Origin of the sequence: Roseinatronobacter monicus, assembly GCF_006716865.1 — a bacterium.
GTDB lineage: Bacteria > Pseudomonadota > Alphaproteobacteria > Rhodobacterales > Rhodobacteraceae > Roseinatronobacter > Roseinatronobacter monicus.
This window is the reverse complement of the sequence record NZ_VFPT01000002.1, coordinates 1-16023: the sequence shown is the minus strand read 5'-3', so window position 1 is coordinate 16023 and position 16023 is coordinate 1. Positions and strand designations below refer to the sequence as shown.

The 16023-nt window shown below is 57.9% G+C and carries 17 protein-coding genes and 2 pseudogenes; 11 read left to right on the top strand and 8 right to left on the bottom strand.

Features of this window, described 5'->3' with window-relative positions; genetic code table 11:
* The first annotated feature begins 9 nt into the window (after window positions 1-9).
* Complete coding sequence (locus BD293_RS18060; RefSeq protein WP_211841082.1) at window positions 10-735, top strand: SWIM zinc finger family protein; 726 nt, start codon at window positions 10-12, stop codon at window positions 733-735.
* Between the two features lie 32 nt (window positions 736-767).
* Here BD293_RS18060 and BD293_RS18055 read toward each other — a convergent pair whose 3' ends face one another.
* The 3 genes from BD293_RS18055 to BD293_RS18045 all read right to left on the bottom strand — a co-directional run bounded on the left by BD293_RS18055 (window position 768) and on the right by BD293_RS18045 (window position 2097).
* Window positions 768-1112 carry a helix-turn-helix transcriptional regulator gene (locus BD293_RS18055; RefSeq protein ID WP_142084766.1) on the bottom strand — a complete coding sequence of 115 codons (345 nt, stop codon included), beginning with the start codon at window positions 1110-1112 and terminating at the stop codon, window positions 768-770.
* Between the two features lie 11 nt (window positions 1113-1123).
* The gene (locus tag BD293_RS18050) at window positions 1124-1375 is read right to left on the bottom strand and encodes a type II toxin-antitoxin system RelE family toxin (RefSeq protein WP_142084764.1); all 252 of its coding nucleotides are present in this window, start codon (window positions 1373-1375) and stop codon (window positions 1124-1126) included.
* An 89-nt stretch (window positions 1376-1464) separates the two neighbouring features.
* Window positions 1465-2097: a tyrosine-type recombinase/integrase gene (locus BD293_RS18045; RefSeq protein WP_142084761.1), complete on the bottom strand. Its 633-nt coding sequence runs from the start codon at window positions 2095-2097 to the stop codon at window positions 1465-1467.
* Window positions 2098-2298: 201 nt separating this feature from the next.
* Here BD293_RS18045 and BD293_RS18040 point away from each other — a divergent pair, with 201 nt between their 5' ends.
* Window positions 2299-2589: an HU family DNA-binding protein gene (locus BD293_RS18040; RefSeq protein ID WP_142084760.1), complete on the top strand. Its 291-nt coding sequence runs from the start codon at window positions 2299-2301 to the stop codon at window positions 2587-2589.
* 180 nt (window positions 2590-2769) lie between these two features.
* Here the strand turns inward: BD293_RS18040 and scpB are convergent, their stop codons facing one another.
* Complete coding sequence (gene scpB / locus BD293_RS18035) at window positions 2770-3360, bottom strand: SMC-Scp complex subunit ScpB (protein WP_142084758.1); 591 nt, start codon at window positions 3358-3360, stop codon at window positions 2770-2772.
* A gap of 2 nt (window positions 3361-3362) precedes the next feature.
* Complete coding sequence (locus BD293_RS18030) at window positions 3363-4247, bottom strand: DUF1403 family protein (protein WP_142084756.1); 885 nt, start codon at window positions 4245-4247, stop codon at window positions 3363-3365.
* Between the two features lie 157 nt (window positions 4248-4404).
* On the opposite strand from BD293_RS18030, the gene BD293_RS18025 reads away from it, so the two are divergent.
* Entirely contained in the window at window positions 4405-5514 is a 1110-nt protein-coding gene (locus tag BD293_RS18025; RefSeq protein WP_142084755.1) for a tyrosine-type recombinase/integrase, read from the top strand.
* A gap of 82 nt (window positions 5515-5596) precedes the next feature.
* Here the strand turns inward: BD293_RS18025 and BD293_RS18020 are convergent, their stop codons facing one another.
* Window positions 5597-6670, bottom strand: a complete 1074-nt coding sequence (locus BD293_RS18020) for a Fic family protein (RefSeq protein ID WP_142084753.1) — start codon at window positions 6668-6670, stop codon at window positions 5597-5599.
* 115 nt (window positions 6671-6785) lie between these two features.
* Between BD293_RS18020 and BD293_RS23170 the strand changes: the two are divergent.
* Window positions 6786-6926: pseudogene (locus tag BD293_RS23170) on the top strand (integrase); the annotation flags it as partial.
* Between the two features lie 9 nt (window positions 6927-6935).
* Here BD293_RS23170 and BD293_RS18010 read toward each other — a convergent pair.
* Window positions 6936-7289, bottom strand: coding sequence for a type II toxin-antitoxin system RelE/ParE family toxin (locus BD293_RS18010; RefSeq protein WP_142084751.1), 354 nt, complete (start codon window positions 7287-7289; stop codon window positions 6936-6938).
* A 224-nt stretch (window positions 7290-7513) separates the two neighbouring features.
* Between BD293_RS18010 and istA the strand changes: the two genes are divergently transcribed.
* Together istA and istB are read left to right on the top strand one after the other, a co-directional pair.
* Window positions 7514-9022 carry an IS21 family transposase gene (istA, locus tag BD293_RS18005; protein ID WP_425467918.1) on the top strand — a complete coding sequence of 503 codons (1509 nt, stop codon included), beginning with the start codon at window positions 7514-7516 and terminating at the stop codon, window positions 9020-9022.
* Window positions 9023-9057: 35 nt separating this feature from the next.
* A complete protein-coding gene (gene istB / locus BD293_RS18000; protein WP_246086342.1) occupies window positions 9058-9840 on the top strand; it encodes an IS21-like element helper ATPase IstB in 783 nt (260 codons plus the stop codon).
* Here the strand turns inward: istB and BD293_RS17995 are convergent.
* Window positions 9837-10145, bottom strand: a complete 309-nt coding sequence (locus BD293_RS17995) for a ribbon-helix-helix domain-containing protein (RefSeq protein ID WP_142084750.1) — start codon at window positions 10143-10145, stop codon at window positions 9837-9839. The two genes, istB and BD293_RS17995, sit on opposite strands and share 4 nt — an antisense overlap.
* Before the next feature lie 193 nt (window positions 10146-10338).
* On the opposite strand from BD293_RS17995, the gene BD293_RS17990 reads away from it, so the two are divergent.
* The 5 genes and pseudogenes from BD293_RS17990 to BD293_RS23455 form a co-directional block, all read left to right on the top strand.
* Window positions 10339-11220 (top strand): recombinase family protein, encoded by an 882-nt coding sequence (locus BD293_RS17990; RefSeq protein ID WP_142084748.1) that lies wholly within the window; start codon window positions 10339-10341, stop codon window positions 11218-11220.
* Between the two features lie 119 nt (window positions 11221-11339).
* Entirely contained in the window at window positions 11340-12503 is a 1164-nt protein-coding gene (locus BD293_RS17985) for an ATP-binding protein (protein WP_142084746.1), read from the top strand.
* A gap of 779 nt (window positions 12504-13282) precedes the next feature.
* The gene (locus BD293_RS17980; protein ID WP_211841081.1) at window positions 13283-14638 is read left to right on the top strand and encodes a ParA family protein; all 1356 of its coding nucleotides are present in this window, start codon (window positions 13283-13285) and stop codon (window positions 14636-14638) included.
* Window positions 14635-15657 carry a ParB N-terminal domain-containing protein gene (locus tag BD293_RS17975; protein ID WP_142084744.1) on the top strand — a complete coding sequence of 341 codons (1023 nt, stop codon included), beginning with the start codon at window positions 14635-14637 and terminating at the stop codon, window positions 15655-15657. Before BD293_RS17980 ends, BD293_RS17975 begins: the two co-directional genes overlap by 4 nt.
* A gap of 225 nt (window positions 15658-15882) precedes the next feature.
* Window positions 15883-16023, top strand: a pseudogene (locus BD293_RS23455) (plasmid replication protein RepC); the annotation flags it as partial.

The following is a 16023-nucleotide window of genomic DNA, read 5'->3' as shown; positions in this document are numbered from 1 at the left end:
GAACGGGCAATGGCCAAACTGCGCAAGGCGGGGCACCCTGTTTCACCTGTTGCTATCTCTGGTCGTACGATCGCAACCACAGCCTGGGGCAAGGCATGGTGCAGCACCATGGAGAGTTTTGGCGATTATAACAGCCGCCTGCCACGCGGTCGTACCTATGTGCGTAACGGCTCGGTCGTCGACCTACAGATCACCTCTGGACAAGTAACCGCGAACGTCGCTGGTTCCTCGCTTTATACAGTTAAAATAACAATTGAGCCGCTGCCAAAAGACCATTGGAAAGCTCTGCGCGACGACTGCGCCAATGGCATCGACTCTTTGGTCGATCTGCTGCAAGGCAAATTGTCAAAACCAGTTATGGAGCGATTATGTCAGCCAGGTACGGGGCTGTTTCCTAAGCCTTCAGAGATCAAGCTTTCCTGTACCTGTCCTGATTGGGCGTCCATGTGCAAACATGTTGCTGCGACTATCTACGGCATTGGTGCGCGTCTTGATCAACAACCCGAACTTCTCTTTGTTCTACGCGGGGTCAACCATCAGGATTTAATCGCTAATATCGACCTTAAAACGCCGCTTGCGAAACCTTCTCCGTCACCAGATAATATTTTGAAGACCGATGATATGGCCGCCTTGTTTGGCCTGGATATGGAAGAGGCTGCACCCGTAAAGGAGCCGATTCCGAAAATCGCCCCGGCCGTAAAGAAAAAAACCCGGCGCAAAGAAACCAAGATATAATTGAACAGCTCGACAGGACCCTTTTGGCGACCTTAGTCGGCCAGATCATCCAAGCTTACGCCGAGCGCATTGGCCAAGGCCCGAAGGGTCGCGACCGAGCCCTGCTTGCGACCGGTCTCGATCTCGGCCACGGTCACGCGGTTCACCCCCGCTTTTTCGGCAAGGGCAGCTTGCGTCATCGCGCGCAGGTCGCGGTAGACGCGTAAAGCGTTTTCGCCGTTCAGCAGCCGGTTCACGTAGTCCGCGGGGATCAGTTCATCCTCGCCTGCCGCAAGTGCGGCCTTTGCGCGGTCATAGGTCTGTAGGTCGGCCAGATCTTCAGCCGCGGCCCGCAGGCGATCATATTCTTCGCGTGAAATCGTCACCATCTCGTTCATGTCATGCCCCTTCAGTCATAGATGCCGCCCCGAGGGCCGATGTCCAGAACGGCCAGGACATTGCCCTGATCATCCATGATCACCCGCCAATCCCCGACCCGAAGTCTGATCCCCTCTCGGCCTTTCAGGGATTTCACGTTATGGGCCTGCGCGCCTGGATCCTGCGCATAAGCCTCGATCTTGGTGCGGATCAGCGTGGCCGTGTTTGCAGGCATCCGTCGCAATGCCTTGATGGCGGCTTTCGTATAGCTGATCTGCTTCATGATGTAGCTTTAGGCGACGCGCGGCGCAAAGTCAAGGAAATGTCGCTTTTGGCGACATGCCTGGCCGGTGTAATCCGGCCAGGCACAGCTTAAAGGTCGATCCCTTCCGACAAGGACAGCGCATCGTCCAGATCAACGCCGAGATAACGCACAGTGCTGTCCATCTTCGTGTGGCCAAGCAGCAGTTGAACGGCGCGCAAGTTGCCGGTCTTCTTGTAAATCTGGGCAACCTTGGTGCGCCGCATAGAATGGGTGCCGTAAGCGCTTGGTTCCAACCCGATCGAGAGCACCCAGTCGCGCATGATCCGCGCATATTGCCGCGTGGACAGGTGCGGGCTGGCATGGAGACGGCTTGGCCAGAGATACTCACAGCCGACCATTTCAGGATCCTTGATCCATCGTTCCAATGAAAGGCGCGTGGTTTCGGTGATCTCGAAGCGCACAGGCTTGCGCGTCTTGCTTTGCGTGACTGAAGCACGTTCCTTGACACGGCCTGCAGCGTAAACATCGTTCACCCTCAGGCAGACCAGATCGGAACCCCGGAGTTTGCTGTCGACAGCCATATTGAACAGCGCGAGATCGCGCCTGTTCTCCGCCATTTCCAGCCGCACACGGATGGACCAGACATGTTTCGGTAAAAGTGGGCGCTTCTGGCCAATGATGCGCCCCTTGTTCCAGGGGGCACGCGCGGGACGAAGGGCGGGTAAGGTTTCGATGGACATGGCTTCTCTCCTGTCCTCCAAACCCGCCACGTCCTCGGCTAGGCCGACAAGGCAGTTTAACATCGACCGCATCTTTCCTGTTGAACTTCCGTGAACAATCCGTCCACGCTGGATGTCGATTGAATATTCCAGCCGGATTTGCCAATCAGGTGAAGCAACAGAACAACAATATCAAAGCGCTTACATTCAAGGAGTGAGTATATGAACAAACCAATCGCTAAGTCCGATCTTGTGGCCGCAATCGCTACCGCGCTCGGTTCTGATAAGGCATCAGCTGCCGCTGCCCTCGATGCCGTCTGCGATGTCGTGGGGAAAACTGTCGCCGGGGGCGACGCTGTCACACTGCCCAATATCGGCAAGCTTTCGGTGCGCGATCGCGCCGCGCGCCAAGTGCGTAGCCCCGCAACCGGCGCAATCATCGACAAGCCGGCCGATAAAGTCGTCAAATTCACTGTTGCGAAGCACCTCAAAGACAGCGTCAACGGCGCTTGATCCGCATCATTAAATCATCAACATGATTGTTTCGATGCGCGGCCTATTTCAGCAAGCAGCCTTGTGCATCTCGGCTGCTTGCTGTTTCGCGTTTACGGCTTGTGCGACAGTTCCAATTGCTCTTCGGTGCGACATTCACCTCTAAAGTCGAGGCGGCTTTGTCAGACAAGACCCTGCCGGTCAGTCGGACAACCCTGCATCAGTCAGCTGCTCGGTGTCCGGAAGATCTTGCAGGCTCTCCAATCCGAAGGTGATCAGGAACTGCTCGGTGGTGACGAAAGTATAGGGCGCGCCGCGTCTAGGGGACCTTGGCCCGGTCCCGATCAGCTCGCGGGCATGCAGCCGACCGATCAGGTCACGGCTGATCTCCTTGCCGAAGATGTCCTTGAGCCCATCGCGCGTAATTGGCTGGTGGTAGGCGACGGCCGACAACACCGCGACGTCGAATTCGCTTAGGTCGAGCAGCTGATCCCCAACATCTGCCGCGGCGCGGATCGCCGGCGCGTAGGCGGGTCGCGTCCGAAACATCCAGCCGCTAGCCACCTTGGCTATTTCAAACGCCCGCCCTTCCAGATCAGCGAACAAGTCCTCGACCAGTAGGTCGACCGAGGCCCCCTGCCCCACGACCCGCGACAAATCCTCCCGCGACACCGGCGCGGCGCTGGCAAACAATACCGCCTCGATCCTGCGCATCCATTCCCGCCAGCGCAGCTCCGGCGGCAGGTCAGCCAGATCGCGGTCGAGGTCCTGCTCGCATTTATCCTTGGCCATCGCTACACCCCGTAGAGGCGGAAGGTGTCACGCCCAGTCAACTCGCGGATGGCATCGAGTGCGACCAGTCGGTCGCAGAGACGGCGCGCCGCGCGGTCCGGCAAAGGCAAAGCAGAGGGCGCAACCGCATCACAGGTCAGGAACATCTCGACCGCCTGCCCCGCCCCTTTGGCACGGAGCTTCGGCGCGACCGCTTTCAAATGCGCGGCCCGACGCGCGAGATCGATCGCGGTGCGCCCGGCCTCGATCACCGAAGCAATGACGGCACGATGACAGGCCAGCGCCAAGCCTTCACCACGCTTACGCAGGTCGGCCCGTTTCAAACCTGCTGCCAAGAGTGGCACTGCGTGATCCCAACCAAGCGCCTGCGCCAGCGCGGCATCTGCGAGGATCAGGGCTGGGACCTCCGCACGCGGGGCCGCCTCAAGAACCACCTCCAGCACCGCGGCTGCCCGCGTGACTGGCGCGCCAGACCCCGCACCGAGCCAGCGCGCGATCTGTTCGGTCTGAAGTTCCGGTAACGCCCGACAAAGCGCCTTGATTGTAACCGGTCGCTCCACAGCCCGCCGCCAGGCCAGAAAGGTTTCTCCTGCTGGTCCCGGCAGGTCGCCGGGTCGCAAGAGATGCACCGCATCGCGCAGCTCTGCTGCGCGCTCAGGGCGTCCCGTGAAGGCGACGCAAGCCTCCGCCGACCACAGCGCCAGCCGCTCCCGCAACAAAGCATGGGGGACCTCCGCCTGCCCTAACACCAGATGCAGGTGAGCAAGCGCGGCCCCCGACAGAAACGCCACATTTTCAGGGGCTTCTGCACGGCCCGCGATGACCCAAGGCGGCATCCGGGGTATTGTTACTGGGAGGTTGGCGGGGGTGTTGCGGGCAAAAGTCATGCAGACAGCCTACATTGCAGCGGCGCTTAGATCTATAAAAGAGTGAATAAACCGCCCTGCCTTGCACGATCTACCTATGTCCAGTAAGATTGCATTATCGGACAATATGGGACATGCTGCAGCACAGTCTCAAAATCAACGGATTTTCGGGGGAAAAATGTCGCCAGAACACGAGAAATCGATCTCAGCGTCCATGAACACGGTTGAGAGTACTCAGCTCGACGAGAGCGCGCAAGAAGGAAGTGATGGCATTGCACTGCCCGCGCATGTTGCGGGCTCTGGCGTGCTCGATCGCCTTGTGGATACCGCGCGGGACTATGCAAGCGCTGCGGCGTCTGACAATACACGATCCGCCTATGCCAAGGATTGGGCGCATTTCGCCCGCTGGTGCCGGATGCGCGGCGCGGACCCCCTGCCCCCGTCGCCGGAACTTGTGGGCCTCTATATTGCGGATCTGGCCGCGCCCCAGGGACAAGGGTCAACCAAGCCCCCTGCCCTGTCGGTCGCGTCAATCGAGCGACGCCTGTCGGGGCTGGGTTGGGGCTATGCGCAGCGCGGGCTGCCGCTGGACCGTAAGAACCGCCATATCGCCACCGTGCTGGCCGGTATCAGGCGTAGACATGCCCGGCCGCCAGTGCAGAAAGAGGCCATCTTGGCCGACGACATTCGCGCCATGGTCGCCACCCTGCCCCATGATCTGCGCGGCTTGCGTGACCGCGCCATTTTGCTGATCGGGTTTACCGGCGGGTTGCGGCGATCAGAGATCGTCAGCCTCGACCGGCACAAGGATGACACGCTTGATAGCGGCGGCTGGATCGACGTTCTCGACGGCGGCGCGTTGATCACCCTGCGCGGCAAGACCGGCTGGCGCGAAGTCGAAATCGGGCGCGGGTCATCCGACCAGACCTGCCCTGTTCATGCGCTGGAGCAGTGGCTTCATTACGGGCGGATCGATTTTGGGCCGATCTTCACCGGCGTCACCCGCGATGGCAAGCGCGCGCGGGAAACTCGGTTGAATGACAAGCATATCGCCCGGCTGATCAAGGCCTGCGTGCTGGATGCAGGTCTGCGCCCCGATCTGCCTGATGCGGAGCGCGTGAAGCTCTATTCCGGCCATTCCCTACGCGCGGGTCTGGCCAGCAGCGCCGAGGTGGATGAGCGCTATGTGCAGAAACAACTGGGCCATGCCAGCGCAGAGATGACCCGCCGCTATCAGCGCAGGCGTGACAGGTTCCGCGTCAATCTCACCAAGGCGGCGGGTTTGTGACTATTTGCCTTCGGGTCCGACATGCGGACGCTATCTGCCACATGGAAACAGGTCGAGATATTCCTTGATCAGGAGCCGGGTTTCAAGAAACACTCAGAAGATACCGCGTTGATCTGCCGCCTTCGGCCCCTTTGAAAACTGCTCCGACTGCTTCCAGTTCAGCCAGGTCGCGTGTTGCAGTGGCAAGAGAGACGCCTGCTATCTTCGAATATGGACCCGCGCTGATACCCTCGGATACACGCCGAGGTCCTTCAGCGAAGAGGCGGCGCAACACCTTCTCACCCCGCTGTGAAAGGTTGGAAAAGCGCATGAAATATGCGTTGCGCATAACCAAGAACCTGGCCTCTGCCTCTGCCTCAACGATCCCGGCCGTCAGGCGCTCGAGGAACCACAAGACGAATGGAGTTGCGTCAATATGATCCCCAGACACCATTCGCCCAGCCTGAAGCGCCCGGTAGTAACCTTGTTTATCAGACTCAATCTGGCGCGACAGAGAAAACGGCAAGGCAGCGTCTTGCGCAAAGATATATTCAATAAGGGCCCGGCCAATCCGCCCATTCCCGTCGCTGAAAGGGTGAATCGACTCAAACCAAAGGTGAGCGAGGGCCGCACGGACAGGCACTGGACGACGGTCAGTTTGCAGGTTGGTCAAAAATTCTTGCATCATAGCAGGCACGCGGTCATGCGGTGGTGCTGAGTAAAGAACCTCTTCCTTGCCGAGATTCGCACCACGCACGATCACGATCGGGAAGCTCCGCCACCGTCCTTTATCTTCCAGATCGACACCGTGAAACAAAAGTTGGTGCCAGTGGAACAAGCGATCCTCGGATAAAGCCCCCTGCCCTTCTCTGGCTTCCAGCATCAAAGTTGCAATGGCGTCTGTACGTCGTTGGGGCTCCGCGCCCCGATGGGCCAGTGACGCTACGACGGATGCTTCGATATCCTCTGCACGAAGGATCGCCCCCTCGATTGCGAAACTGGCTACAGCTTCGTTGGTTACGGCCCGCATAAAGGTTTCGCGCCGCTCTTCCGCGCTCAAAGCCATCTGCAACCCTTTGATGGACCCGAGACGTGCGGAGAAATCTGCCAGCGGGCCTTCGGTCGCCGCTGCATCATGTCGAAAGTTGGGCCAGGATGGTGTTTGCCAGATATCCATGAGGGGAATATGCCAGCTATTCCCCTCATAATCTAGCGCTTTATGATAGGATTAACGACGCTATTCTCATTATCTGATCCAGTTCTGCGCAAGACCGCCTGGCGCGAGATCGGGCGCAGGTCTGGCCGGCAGCGTCGAGATCGATGAACGCTATGTCCAGAAACAACTGGGCCATGCCAGCGCCGAGATGACCCGCCGCTATCAGCGCAGGCGCGACAGGTTCCGCGTGAATTTGACAAAGGCGGCGGGACTGTAGCCCCCTGCCCTACTCTGTCGGACCCGAAAGCAAGCGCGCCAGCATGTGGCGAATATGATCCTGCGCCCCGAAGAAAACCGCGATCACGACAACACAGGCCCGATCTTGGTCTGGCAGAAACCAGATCGCCGTCTTCTCAAGTCGAACGAAACGAAGATTTGCCCTGATGTCAGGACGTAGCGTTCCGATGAAGGGCGACTTCGCCAGCGTATCTATTGAAGACCGGATACCTCGGACCCGCGCAGCTGCCCGTTTGAGCGCCTCATCCGGACCTTCGCCCAAGTCGACATATGACCGCGCGAGATGATCGAAAATCAGCTCGAAGTCCCATTCCGCTTCCGCCGAAAATTCAAGCTCCCACATTGCCCGACTTTTGTTTGCGGGCAATCATTTGCTCGATCTGGGCATCCTGTTGAGCGACAACCACCTTGGCCGGTAGCGACAACCATCTTGGCCGGTGGCGCTGATCGGAGGGCGGGCTTGCCCGCCTGGAGGTCAGCGCCACCGGCCAAGATGATTTTGGGTTAGGTGCTGGTCGCTGCGGGTTGATAAGCCGGAAGCCTCTACGTTCCAACGGAGGACCCCGGTTGGCCTATCAATCCATCACCGACCAGCAATTGAGATTATACATGACCGACCTCAAAAATCACAGCCAATGCACATCAGCCGCCCGTGCCGGGTTCAGCGAAAGAACCGCTCGGCGATTTGATGCAGATCCAACGCCCCCTTCACAGCGCAAGATTGTTCACGGGCGTACAGTATCCGATCCTCTTGAAGGGTATTGGGAGAATGACATCCTTCCTGTTCTGGAGAACGACAATGCCCTGCAGGCCGTGACGTTGTTGCGTCACCTCCAGGGTCTACATCCTTTGGCTTTTCCAGATGATCGCATCCGCCGAACCCTGGAGCGAAGGGTCCGGCAGTGGCGCGCGCTTAAAGGCCCGGAGCGCGACATCATTTTTCGCCAGACACCAGAGCCAGGCTATATGGCACAGTCCGACTTCACCCATGCAGCCGAGCTGGAAGTGACCATTGCAGGCGCACCATTCCCGCACCTGCTTTATCATTTCGCAATGGTCTATAGCCGCTGGGAACATGTTGGTGTTGTCTTGGGCGGGGAGAGCTTTACGGCCTTGGCCGAGAACCTCCAGCAGGCGTTGTGGGCCTTGGGGGGTGTTCCACAAAACCATCGTACGGATAGTCTTTCAGCCGCATTTCGAAATCTGACGCGTGACGAGTGTGAGGATATTACCAAGCGCTATGAAGCGTTCGTCGGTCATTATGGTATGGATGCCAGTCGCAACAACCGTGGTGAAGCCCATGAGAATGGCGCCGTGGAATCGCAGAACCGTCACTTGAAGAAGGCCATCGCACAGGCACTGATCCTGCGCGGCAGCCGTGATTTTGCATCTGTGGCCGAGTATCGTCGTTTCATTGATATGCTGGTGGCGCGGCGCAATCGACAGCGTATGGAAGCGGTTGAGGTAGAACAGCTGCATCTTAAACCTTTGCCGCCGCGGCGCACCACAGACTATACGGAAGTTATCGTGCCGGTCACAAGAATGGGCGGCTTCAGGGTCAAAAGCATCTTTTACAGCGCGCCGTCACAGCTCATCGGGCAGCGTTTGCGCATCCATCTATATGATGACCGCCTCGACGCATTCTTGGGCAGCACCCTTGTCGCAACGCATCCCCGTGGCCGAGGCCGTAACGATGGCCATCGTGTCCATGTCATCAATTACCACCACGTTATCCATGCCTTGAAGCGCAAACCACAGGCTCTTTGGAGCTCGATCTACCGCGATAGCCTCTTCCCCCGCACCGAATACGCGCAGGCCTGGGAAGTGCTACAGCACAGCCTGCCGCGACGCGACGCCTGCCGCCGCATGGTCGCTCTGCTCTTTATTGCCCACGATCAAGCCTGCGAAGCGGAATTGGCACGTCTTCTTGCTGACGATCTCGGCTCTGGTTTGATACCGGACCCAAAGACGCTCGCGACACAGCTCACCCCTAAACACGCGGTGCTGCCAAAGGATGTTGTGGTTTCTCATCCGTCGCTGGACAGCTTCGATGCGCTGCTGGAGGTACGCGCATGACCTCCCGGGAGATCGACATCCACACGCTGCCCAGCATGCTGAGCGCCCTGCGCTTACCCAGCTTCCACAAGCTATGGCAGGAAATCGCCACACGAGCCGATACCGAAGGCTGGCCGGCTGCGCGCTTCCTGGCCGTGCTGGCCGAATACGAACTCGCCGAGCGGGACATGCGCCGCATGCGCCGTCATCTGAATGAATCCCAGCTCCCAGCTGGAAAGACTTTGGCAACCTTCGATTTCAAAGCTCTGCCTACCTTACCACGCGCCCGGGTCGAAGCTCTGGCTGCGGGAGATTGGTTGGACGGCGGCGCAAACCTGATCGCCATTGGCAACTCCGGCACGGGCAAGACCCACATTCTCTGTGCCATTGGCCATGCCCTGATCGAAGCAGGCCATAGGGTCTTCTATACCCGGACCAGCGATCTTGTCCAAAGACTGCAAGCCGCACGTCGGGATCTGGTGCTCGAAGCAGCTTTGGCCAAGCTCGACAAATTTGACCTGATCATCCTTGATGACATTACCTATGCCCACAAGGATCAGGCCGAAACCGGGGTGCTCTTCGAACTGATTGCCCGGCGATACGAATATCGCAGCATCGCCATCGCGGCCAATCAGCCGTTCAGTGGATGGGATCAAATCTTTCCCGACAAAGCCATGACCGTCGCGGCCATCGACCGACTTGTCCACCATGCTAGCATTCTTGAGATGAATGCGCAAAGCTTTCGCCAAAGAAGCGCTGCGGCCAACATGAAAATGCAAAACGAAGCCTCAGCGACAACCAAAAACGACAACCAAGAAGAAGGAAAAAACCTGACCTAAAGACAGTAAAAAACACAACCCCGGCGGCCGCTATAACCGGCCAAGGTGGTTGTCGGCACCGGACAAGGTGGTTGACGCGCTACAGCATCCATTTCACCGGCAGAGATTATCGACCCGGACATGCGTCGGTCCACGAGTTGCCGCAACGCAGCCAGCTCTAACTCTTCAGCCTCATTCTTTTGCCGAAGCAGTTCCAGACCCTGCTGTAGCACGGAACTGACGCTGGAATACTGCCCCGACTCTACGAGGGTTCGGGCAAAGCGTGCTTGCGGGTCTGTCAGGGAAATCGAAGATTTTACGGTCATGCCAAGGCTCCTTTGCTCAAAGGGTAGCACCTGGTAGCACCTAATTCAAGTTCAGGATCGCCCGATGGCGTTTGAACAGTCCCACTTCATAGACGTCTGCATGATAAGGCGTTCGGAGGAATAGGGGAGCCTTCCACACGGGCGCAATGGGTCGTTTATTGGTCGTACATGAAGCTGCAAAAGGCAGGTTTTGATGCCCCTGATAGGCTACGCGCGTGTATCTACTGAGGATCAGACCCCCCTGCCCCAGTCGCAGGCCCTGAAATCAGCGGGCTGTGTCGAAATCCATGAGGAACAGGCTTCTGGCGGTGATCGTGCGCGGCCGGTGCTGGCGCGGGTGCTGGAGCGCGTTGGCAAGGGCGACACGCTGGTAGTTGTGCGTATCGACCGGTTGGCGCGGTCACTGTCGCATTTGCTGGAGGTGATTGAGCGGCTGGAGGCCAAGGGTGCTTTCTTCCGCTCGATCCAGGACCCGATCGACACCGCATCCCCGCAGGGCAAGTTTACGCTGCAGGTTCTGGGTGCAGCCGCCGAATTCGAGCGCGCCCTGATCCGCGAACGCACCAAAGCTGGGCTTGCCAGCGCGCGCACCAAGGGGCGGGTCGGCGGAAACCCTGGCCTGCGCGCGCGGGATCCGGCTGCGCTACGCAAGGTGCGGCTTGCACGACAGGACGGCTACATGGAACGCCTGAATGAAACCGCGCAGGACTGGGTGCCGCATGTGCGCCGCTTGCGCCCCGACCTGGCTTGGGAAGATATGGTGCGTATCATCAACGGCCCCCTGCCCGAGGCCCGGCGCTGGACGCAAAGCCGTCTGCTGCGCGCTGTGAACGCCTATGTCCGCGATGGGTTCCTCCCCGCGACCGTGCTTGATCGCGCGGGCCCACGTGCGCGAGATGATCGCCTGCCGGCCATCGTGGCGGGCATCAAGGGCGCTGATCCAGACATCACGCTGCAAGCCATCTGCACCCGGCTGGAAGCGATGCGCGAGCGCACACCACGTGGGCGGACAAGCTGGCAACCATCATCAGTGAAGATGTTGCTGGAGCGGGCGAAGCGGCTTGGGATGCTATGAGTGAGTTTTGACGCTAAGCCTGTTCGTCACATCTGGCGACATCTCCAATTGAGTGGCAACTTTACCCGCTAAGCAGTTTATCCTTGCAAATATTCCATCGTGTGGAGTAATTGCAAGGTATGTATAAGCGCCAAACTCATCACTTTGTGCAATCCGCGCTCGAGAGCCAAGCCGCTGTTGTCCTCCTTGGCCCCCGGCAGGTTGGGAAAACCACGCTTGCTCTCGACATCGCCTCAAAGCAACCATCGGTATACCTTGATCTAGAGCGAGATGCGGACAGGCAGATCCTGACCGAACCGGATCTATATCTGGATGAACAGGCGGGAAAACTCGTCATCCTCGATGAGGTGCAGCAGATGCCTGGCCTCTTCAAGAGCCTGCGTGGTCAAATCGACCAGCGCAGGCGGGCCGGTTTTCGAGCGGGCCAGTTTCTGCTCTTGGGATCAGCCTCCAACGTCCTGCTCCAACAGTCGGCAGAATCCCTCGCTGGACGTGTCAGGTATATCGAAATGCCCCCTCTACAGCTTACCGAGGTGGGGGCTGATCAGTTGAATGCGCTCTGGCTGCGTGGTGGCTTTCCTGACAGCTTCATGGCTTCAAGCGATCAAACCAGCATGGATTGGCGTCTGGATTTTCTGCGTACTTATCTGGAACGTGACATCCCTGCCCTTGGACCGCGTATTCCAGCCGCAACCTTGCGGCGCTTCTGGACAATGCTTGCGCATGTGCAAGGTGGTCTATTGAACGCTGCAGCCCTCGCCGAGGGGCTGGGTGTCTCGGGCCAAACGATTGGACGCTACCTCGATCTGCTCGTTGATCTCATGCTGGTGCGGCGACTGCAGCCCTGGCATGAGAATGTCGGCAAGCGTTTGGTGAAATCGCCAAAGGTTTATGTCCGCGACAGCGGGGTTGTGCATGCCCTGTTAAGCATTGGGACAATCGAGGGCTTGCTCGGGCACCCCGTCGTTGGCGGCAGTTGGGAGGGGTTCTGTATCGAAGCCCTTCTTGCCGCTGCACCAACCGGCACCGAACCCTTCTTCTATCGCACTTCTGCCGGAGCTGAACTTGACTTGGTCCTTCGCCTGCCTGGCGGCGACATCTGGGCCGTTGAGATCAAGCGCACGACTGCGCCAAAGGTTTCGCGCGGGTTCCATACGGGAGCGGAGGACATCAAGGCCGACCAAAAGCTGTTGATCTATGCCGGAGAGCATGACGTCCCGGTGGCCGAAGACATTCGCGCAATGCCCCTCGAAAAAGGGATCGAGCTGTTGAGGACGCCTTAGCGCCGCGCTGGTTCTTTCCGCTGCATGAGGTCAAATTACTTTGCTTGTTTTGTTCGATCTCAAGACGTTGCCACATTTCCATGTGGCATTTTCCTCGACCGCTAGACGTCTCCCGATGCGTTCCAGTTTCATGGATACCACGTCTCAGCGGCGGCCCCATCTACAATAGCTGTCTCCCATCTCTCCGCTGTCCTTCTCCGCAGCGCTTCGCATTCGGCGGCGCCAAGAATTGGTCACCTACGCAACTGCCCTTCGGGCTGCATCAGCTTCACAAGCGTCGATATTAAAGCCACCAAACGCTTTTGCCCAATCTCTATCCTGACCGCCGTCCTCTAAATTGCCGCCGGACCCGTCGAAAGCTCGAACCCGATCATCCCCACGCACCACGTTGGAGGCCGCATCATGCGATGCGAGCTGGTCGAGCGCGACGGCATCATGAAGATTCAAGGCAGGGACAGCGGCACTGGCTGATTCACGCCAAGCGTCCGTAATCGCGGATTCAACGTGGACCTAGGCAAGGCAACGAACTAGGACGGTTATGCCCCGGGGTCCGAAAGGCGCGGCGTGAATCAGGCAATATCGGGCGGCTTCGCGCCGGTCAGCCGACGTAAACTCCAATCTTGAACGCGTTCAAGATTGGAGTTTCTGGAGCCACTAAGCCACAAAAAAAGCGCCTGAAGCCTATAGGCGCGCGGTATCTTTACATTTTGTCCAAAAACATGCTACCAAAGAGGCAGAATCGAGTCGAACTCGGACACAACCGAAGTCAGGGCTTAGAAATGAGCGGTAGCTTAGAGCAGTTTTTGACGGATCTGTCACGTGGGCTTGAGCGCACGATGGTGGCAGTTAACAAGGAACTCACCCTGCGTCAGCGCATCAAGCGCACGTGGTCCATGCGCCAGTGCGCAAGGTTTCTTAATGTGAGTATTCAGTATCTCACGAAGTTCGCAAATTCGAGTGATGACTTCCCAGCAGGCGAATATGTTGGAAGAGAGCGCGTTTTTACGCTGTCCGAATTGATGCACATGCGTGCCCTTCTGGCAGCCTCGGCAAAGCGGCCGTACGATTACCTGGCCTGGCGGAAGCCTGGTGCACCTTTGCCCGTTATCTCGTTTGCAAGCCAGAAAGGCGGCACTGCCAAAAGCTTGAGCGCCGCGCATTTTGCCCAGTATCTCAGTTTGCACTACGGCATGCGTGTTGGTGTTATGGATGCTGACCCGCAAAGTACAATAACGCTTTACTTTGTCGGGGGGGAAGGTCTTCCCCAGATGCCCGACGAAAACACCGCCTCCATGGTGGACTTTGCTGGACTCTTTCAGTCGGAAGACGCGCCATATACCGACCACGATGCGCAAACGCTCGATAGCTTCCTTCTCAAGACCTCCTGGCCAGGCCTGCGCCTGCTTCCAGCTCACGGCGAAACATCCGAGGGTGAGATCCAGATTGCGCGGCTTGTCCGCGAAGCCCCCGCCGGAAAGAGCTTTTACCGCTACCTGCGCGATGCCATCGACCGCTGGAAAGCGGGCCACCCACCGAAAACGCTACCCAACGAATTGGTAGTCGACGGCAAGGTCGACCAAGAGCGGCTCGACACCGCACTAGCGGAGACGCTGGATGTCATCATCATCGACTATCAACCCGCGCTCACACTGTTCCAGTTGAATAACGTGATTGCATCGACTTCGCTGGTCATACCGCAAACCATGAAGGGGTTCGACATTGCGACGTTGTCGACCTTTGTGACTGGCCTGCTAGGGATGCTTCAGCACATCCTGGCCCATGAAAGGATCGAGATCGGAACCGGTGCGAACATGCTGTTGCCGACGATCGTCCAACGGTCCAATGCGCAGGACCTTAACCACATCGGAAACCTACTAGAACATTGCCCCACAGAAATTCTTCCGGTGTTTTATCTGCGTTCTGACGCGATCTCGAACGCGTCAGACGTCTATCAGTCCGTATACGAGTACGAGCCGGACACGCCGGGAAAGCGCAAGGGGATCAACCGGTTTATCACGAATGCCGATGCCGTGAACGACGCCATAGTATCGCGGCTCTGGCCGGGGCTCGAACGTGGCTATGCCGATACATGGATGGACGAATTCTACGACGATGACGGCGAGGGTGAAGCATGAAACGTAGTATTCCAAGGTCGCTGGTCAGCAAGGCTACCAATGTTGATACATCCAAGGAGCGTGCGAGCGATTCCGAAGGCAGGACAGAATCGAGAGATGCGGTTTCAACTCCCTTCAAGGGGGCCGGTAGTGCCTGGAAATCAGGGGCGCTTGCGCAGTCGCAAGCTGCAGTGGAGCGAAGCAGAGCCGAGCTTTGTTCGGATATCCTCAACGGTCGCCACGAGATAAGCCTGTCGCCAGATCAAATCTCCGATCCGATGGGAACCGACCGCAGACAAGATTGGATGTCCCAAGAAGCATTCAGATCTCTGGTAAACAGCATTGCCTCGAACGGGCAAGACACGCCCATTCTAGTGTGGCCGGAGGATCCGGATTGGCAGCCGGATCCGTTGGACCCGTCGAATGTCGCTGAGGTTCCATTCGTGATGCTTACAGGGCGCCGCCGACTGGCTGCCGCGTCAGAGCTCGGTGTACCCCTTCGTGCAATCCTTGCCCCGCCTGACGCGCGAAACGCAGAAAACAGCAAGTTTGAGATGTTGTTTCTGCGATTCCGCGAGAATGAGGAACGTGAGAATCTTAGCCCATTTGAGCGATTGGTTTCGATTGGCGAAATGTATGAGACTCTGGCTGCTGGCGAAGGAAAACTGACAGCTGTGGCCTTCGCCAAAAAAATAGGTGTGCATGAGAGTCTTGTCTCGCGAGCGCGGTCCGTATTCGCTGCGCAGGATCAAATCTTGAACGCGTTCAAGAACGTCTACGACATGAGTTTTCGCGATTTACAGGGGGCCTTGGCAAGCTTGGAGAGGACGAACAAAACCAAGCAAAAACCAAAGACAAAGCCCCAAAAACTCACCGTAAAGCGGAAGGTGGGCAACCGAAATCTCTCGGTCACTTCCATCGATGGAAACCTCTCAATCAAGGTTGCAGGAGTGCCGATTGACCAAGAGCGTCTCGAAAAGCTTGGGGACTTAGTCGCAAGCTATTTGAACGTCGAAGACTCGGAGAAAGATACCGACTGAAGACAGCGTTGGTGTGATGTTCTCTGGAACTATGAGGCAAGGAGTAAGAAGAAACGACAAGTGAATTAACGGCAAAAGAAAAGCCCCCAAGCGGTGTGGCCTGAGAGCTAATCTTAATGGTTTGGTCGCCTTCAAGATAAGTCGCACAGGGTTCACTGTCAACAAAAACGCTCTTGAGCGAACGCGTTTCTTTTGCCTCCACAAAACTGGAAGTGCGATACAGGCATGAAACATACAGGTTGGCGCAAGCCGACACCGGGTCTTGGGGTTGCTGAGCAACTCGCCCAAGCCGGTGAACGGGTCTCTGTACCCAAAAGCAGAGCATTCGTTGCAGTCAAGCGCGTCGGCGCACATATCGGGCTCAAA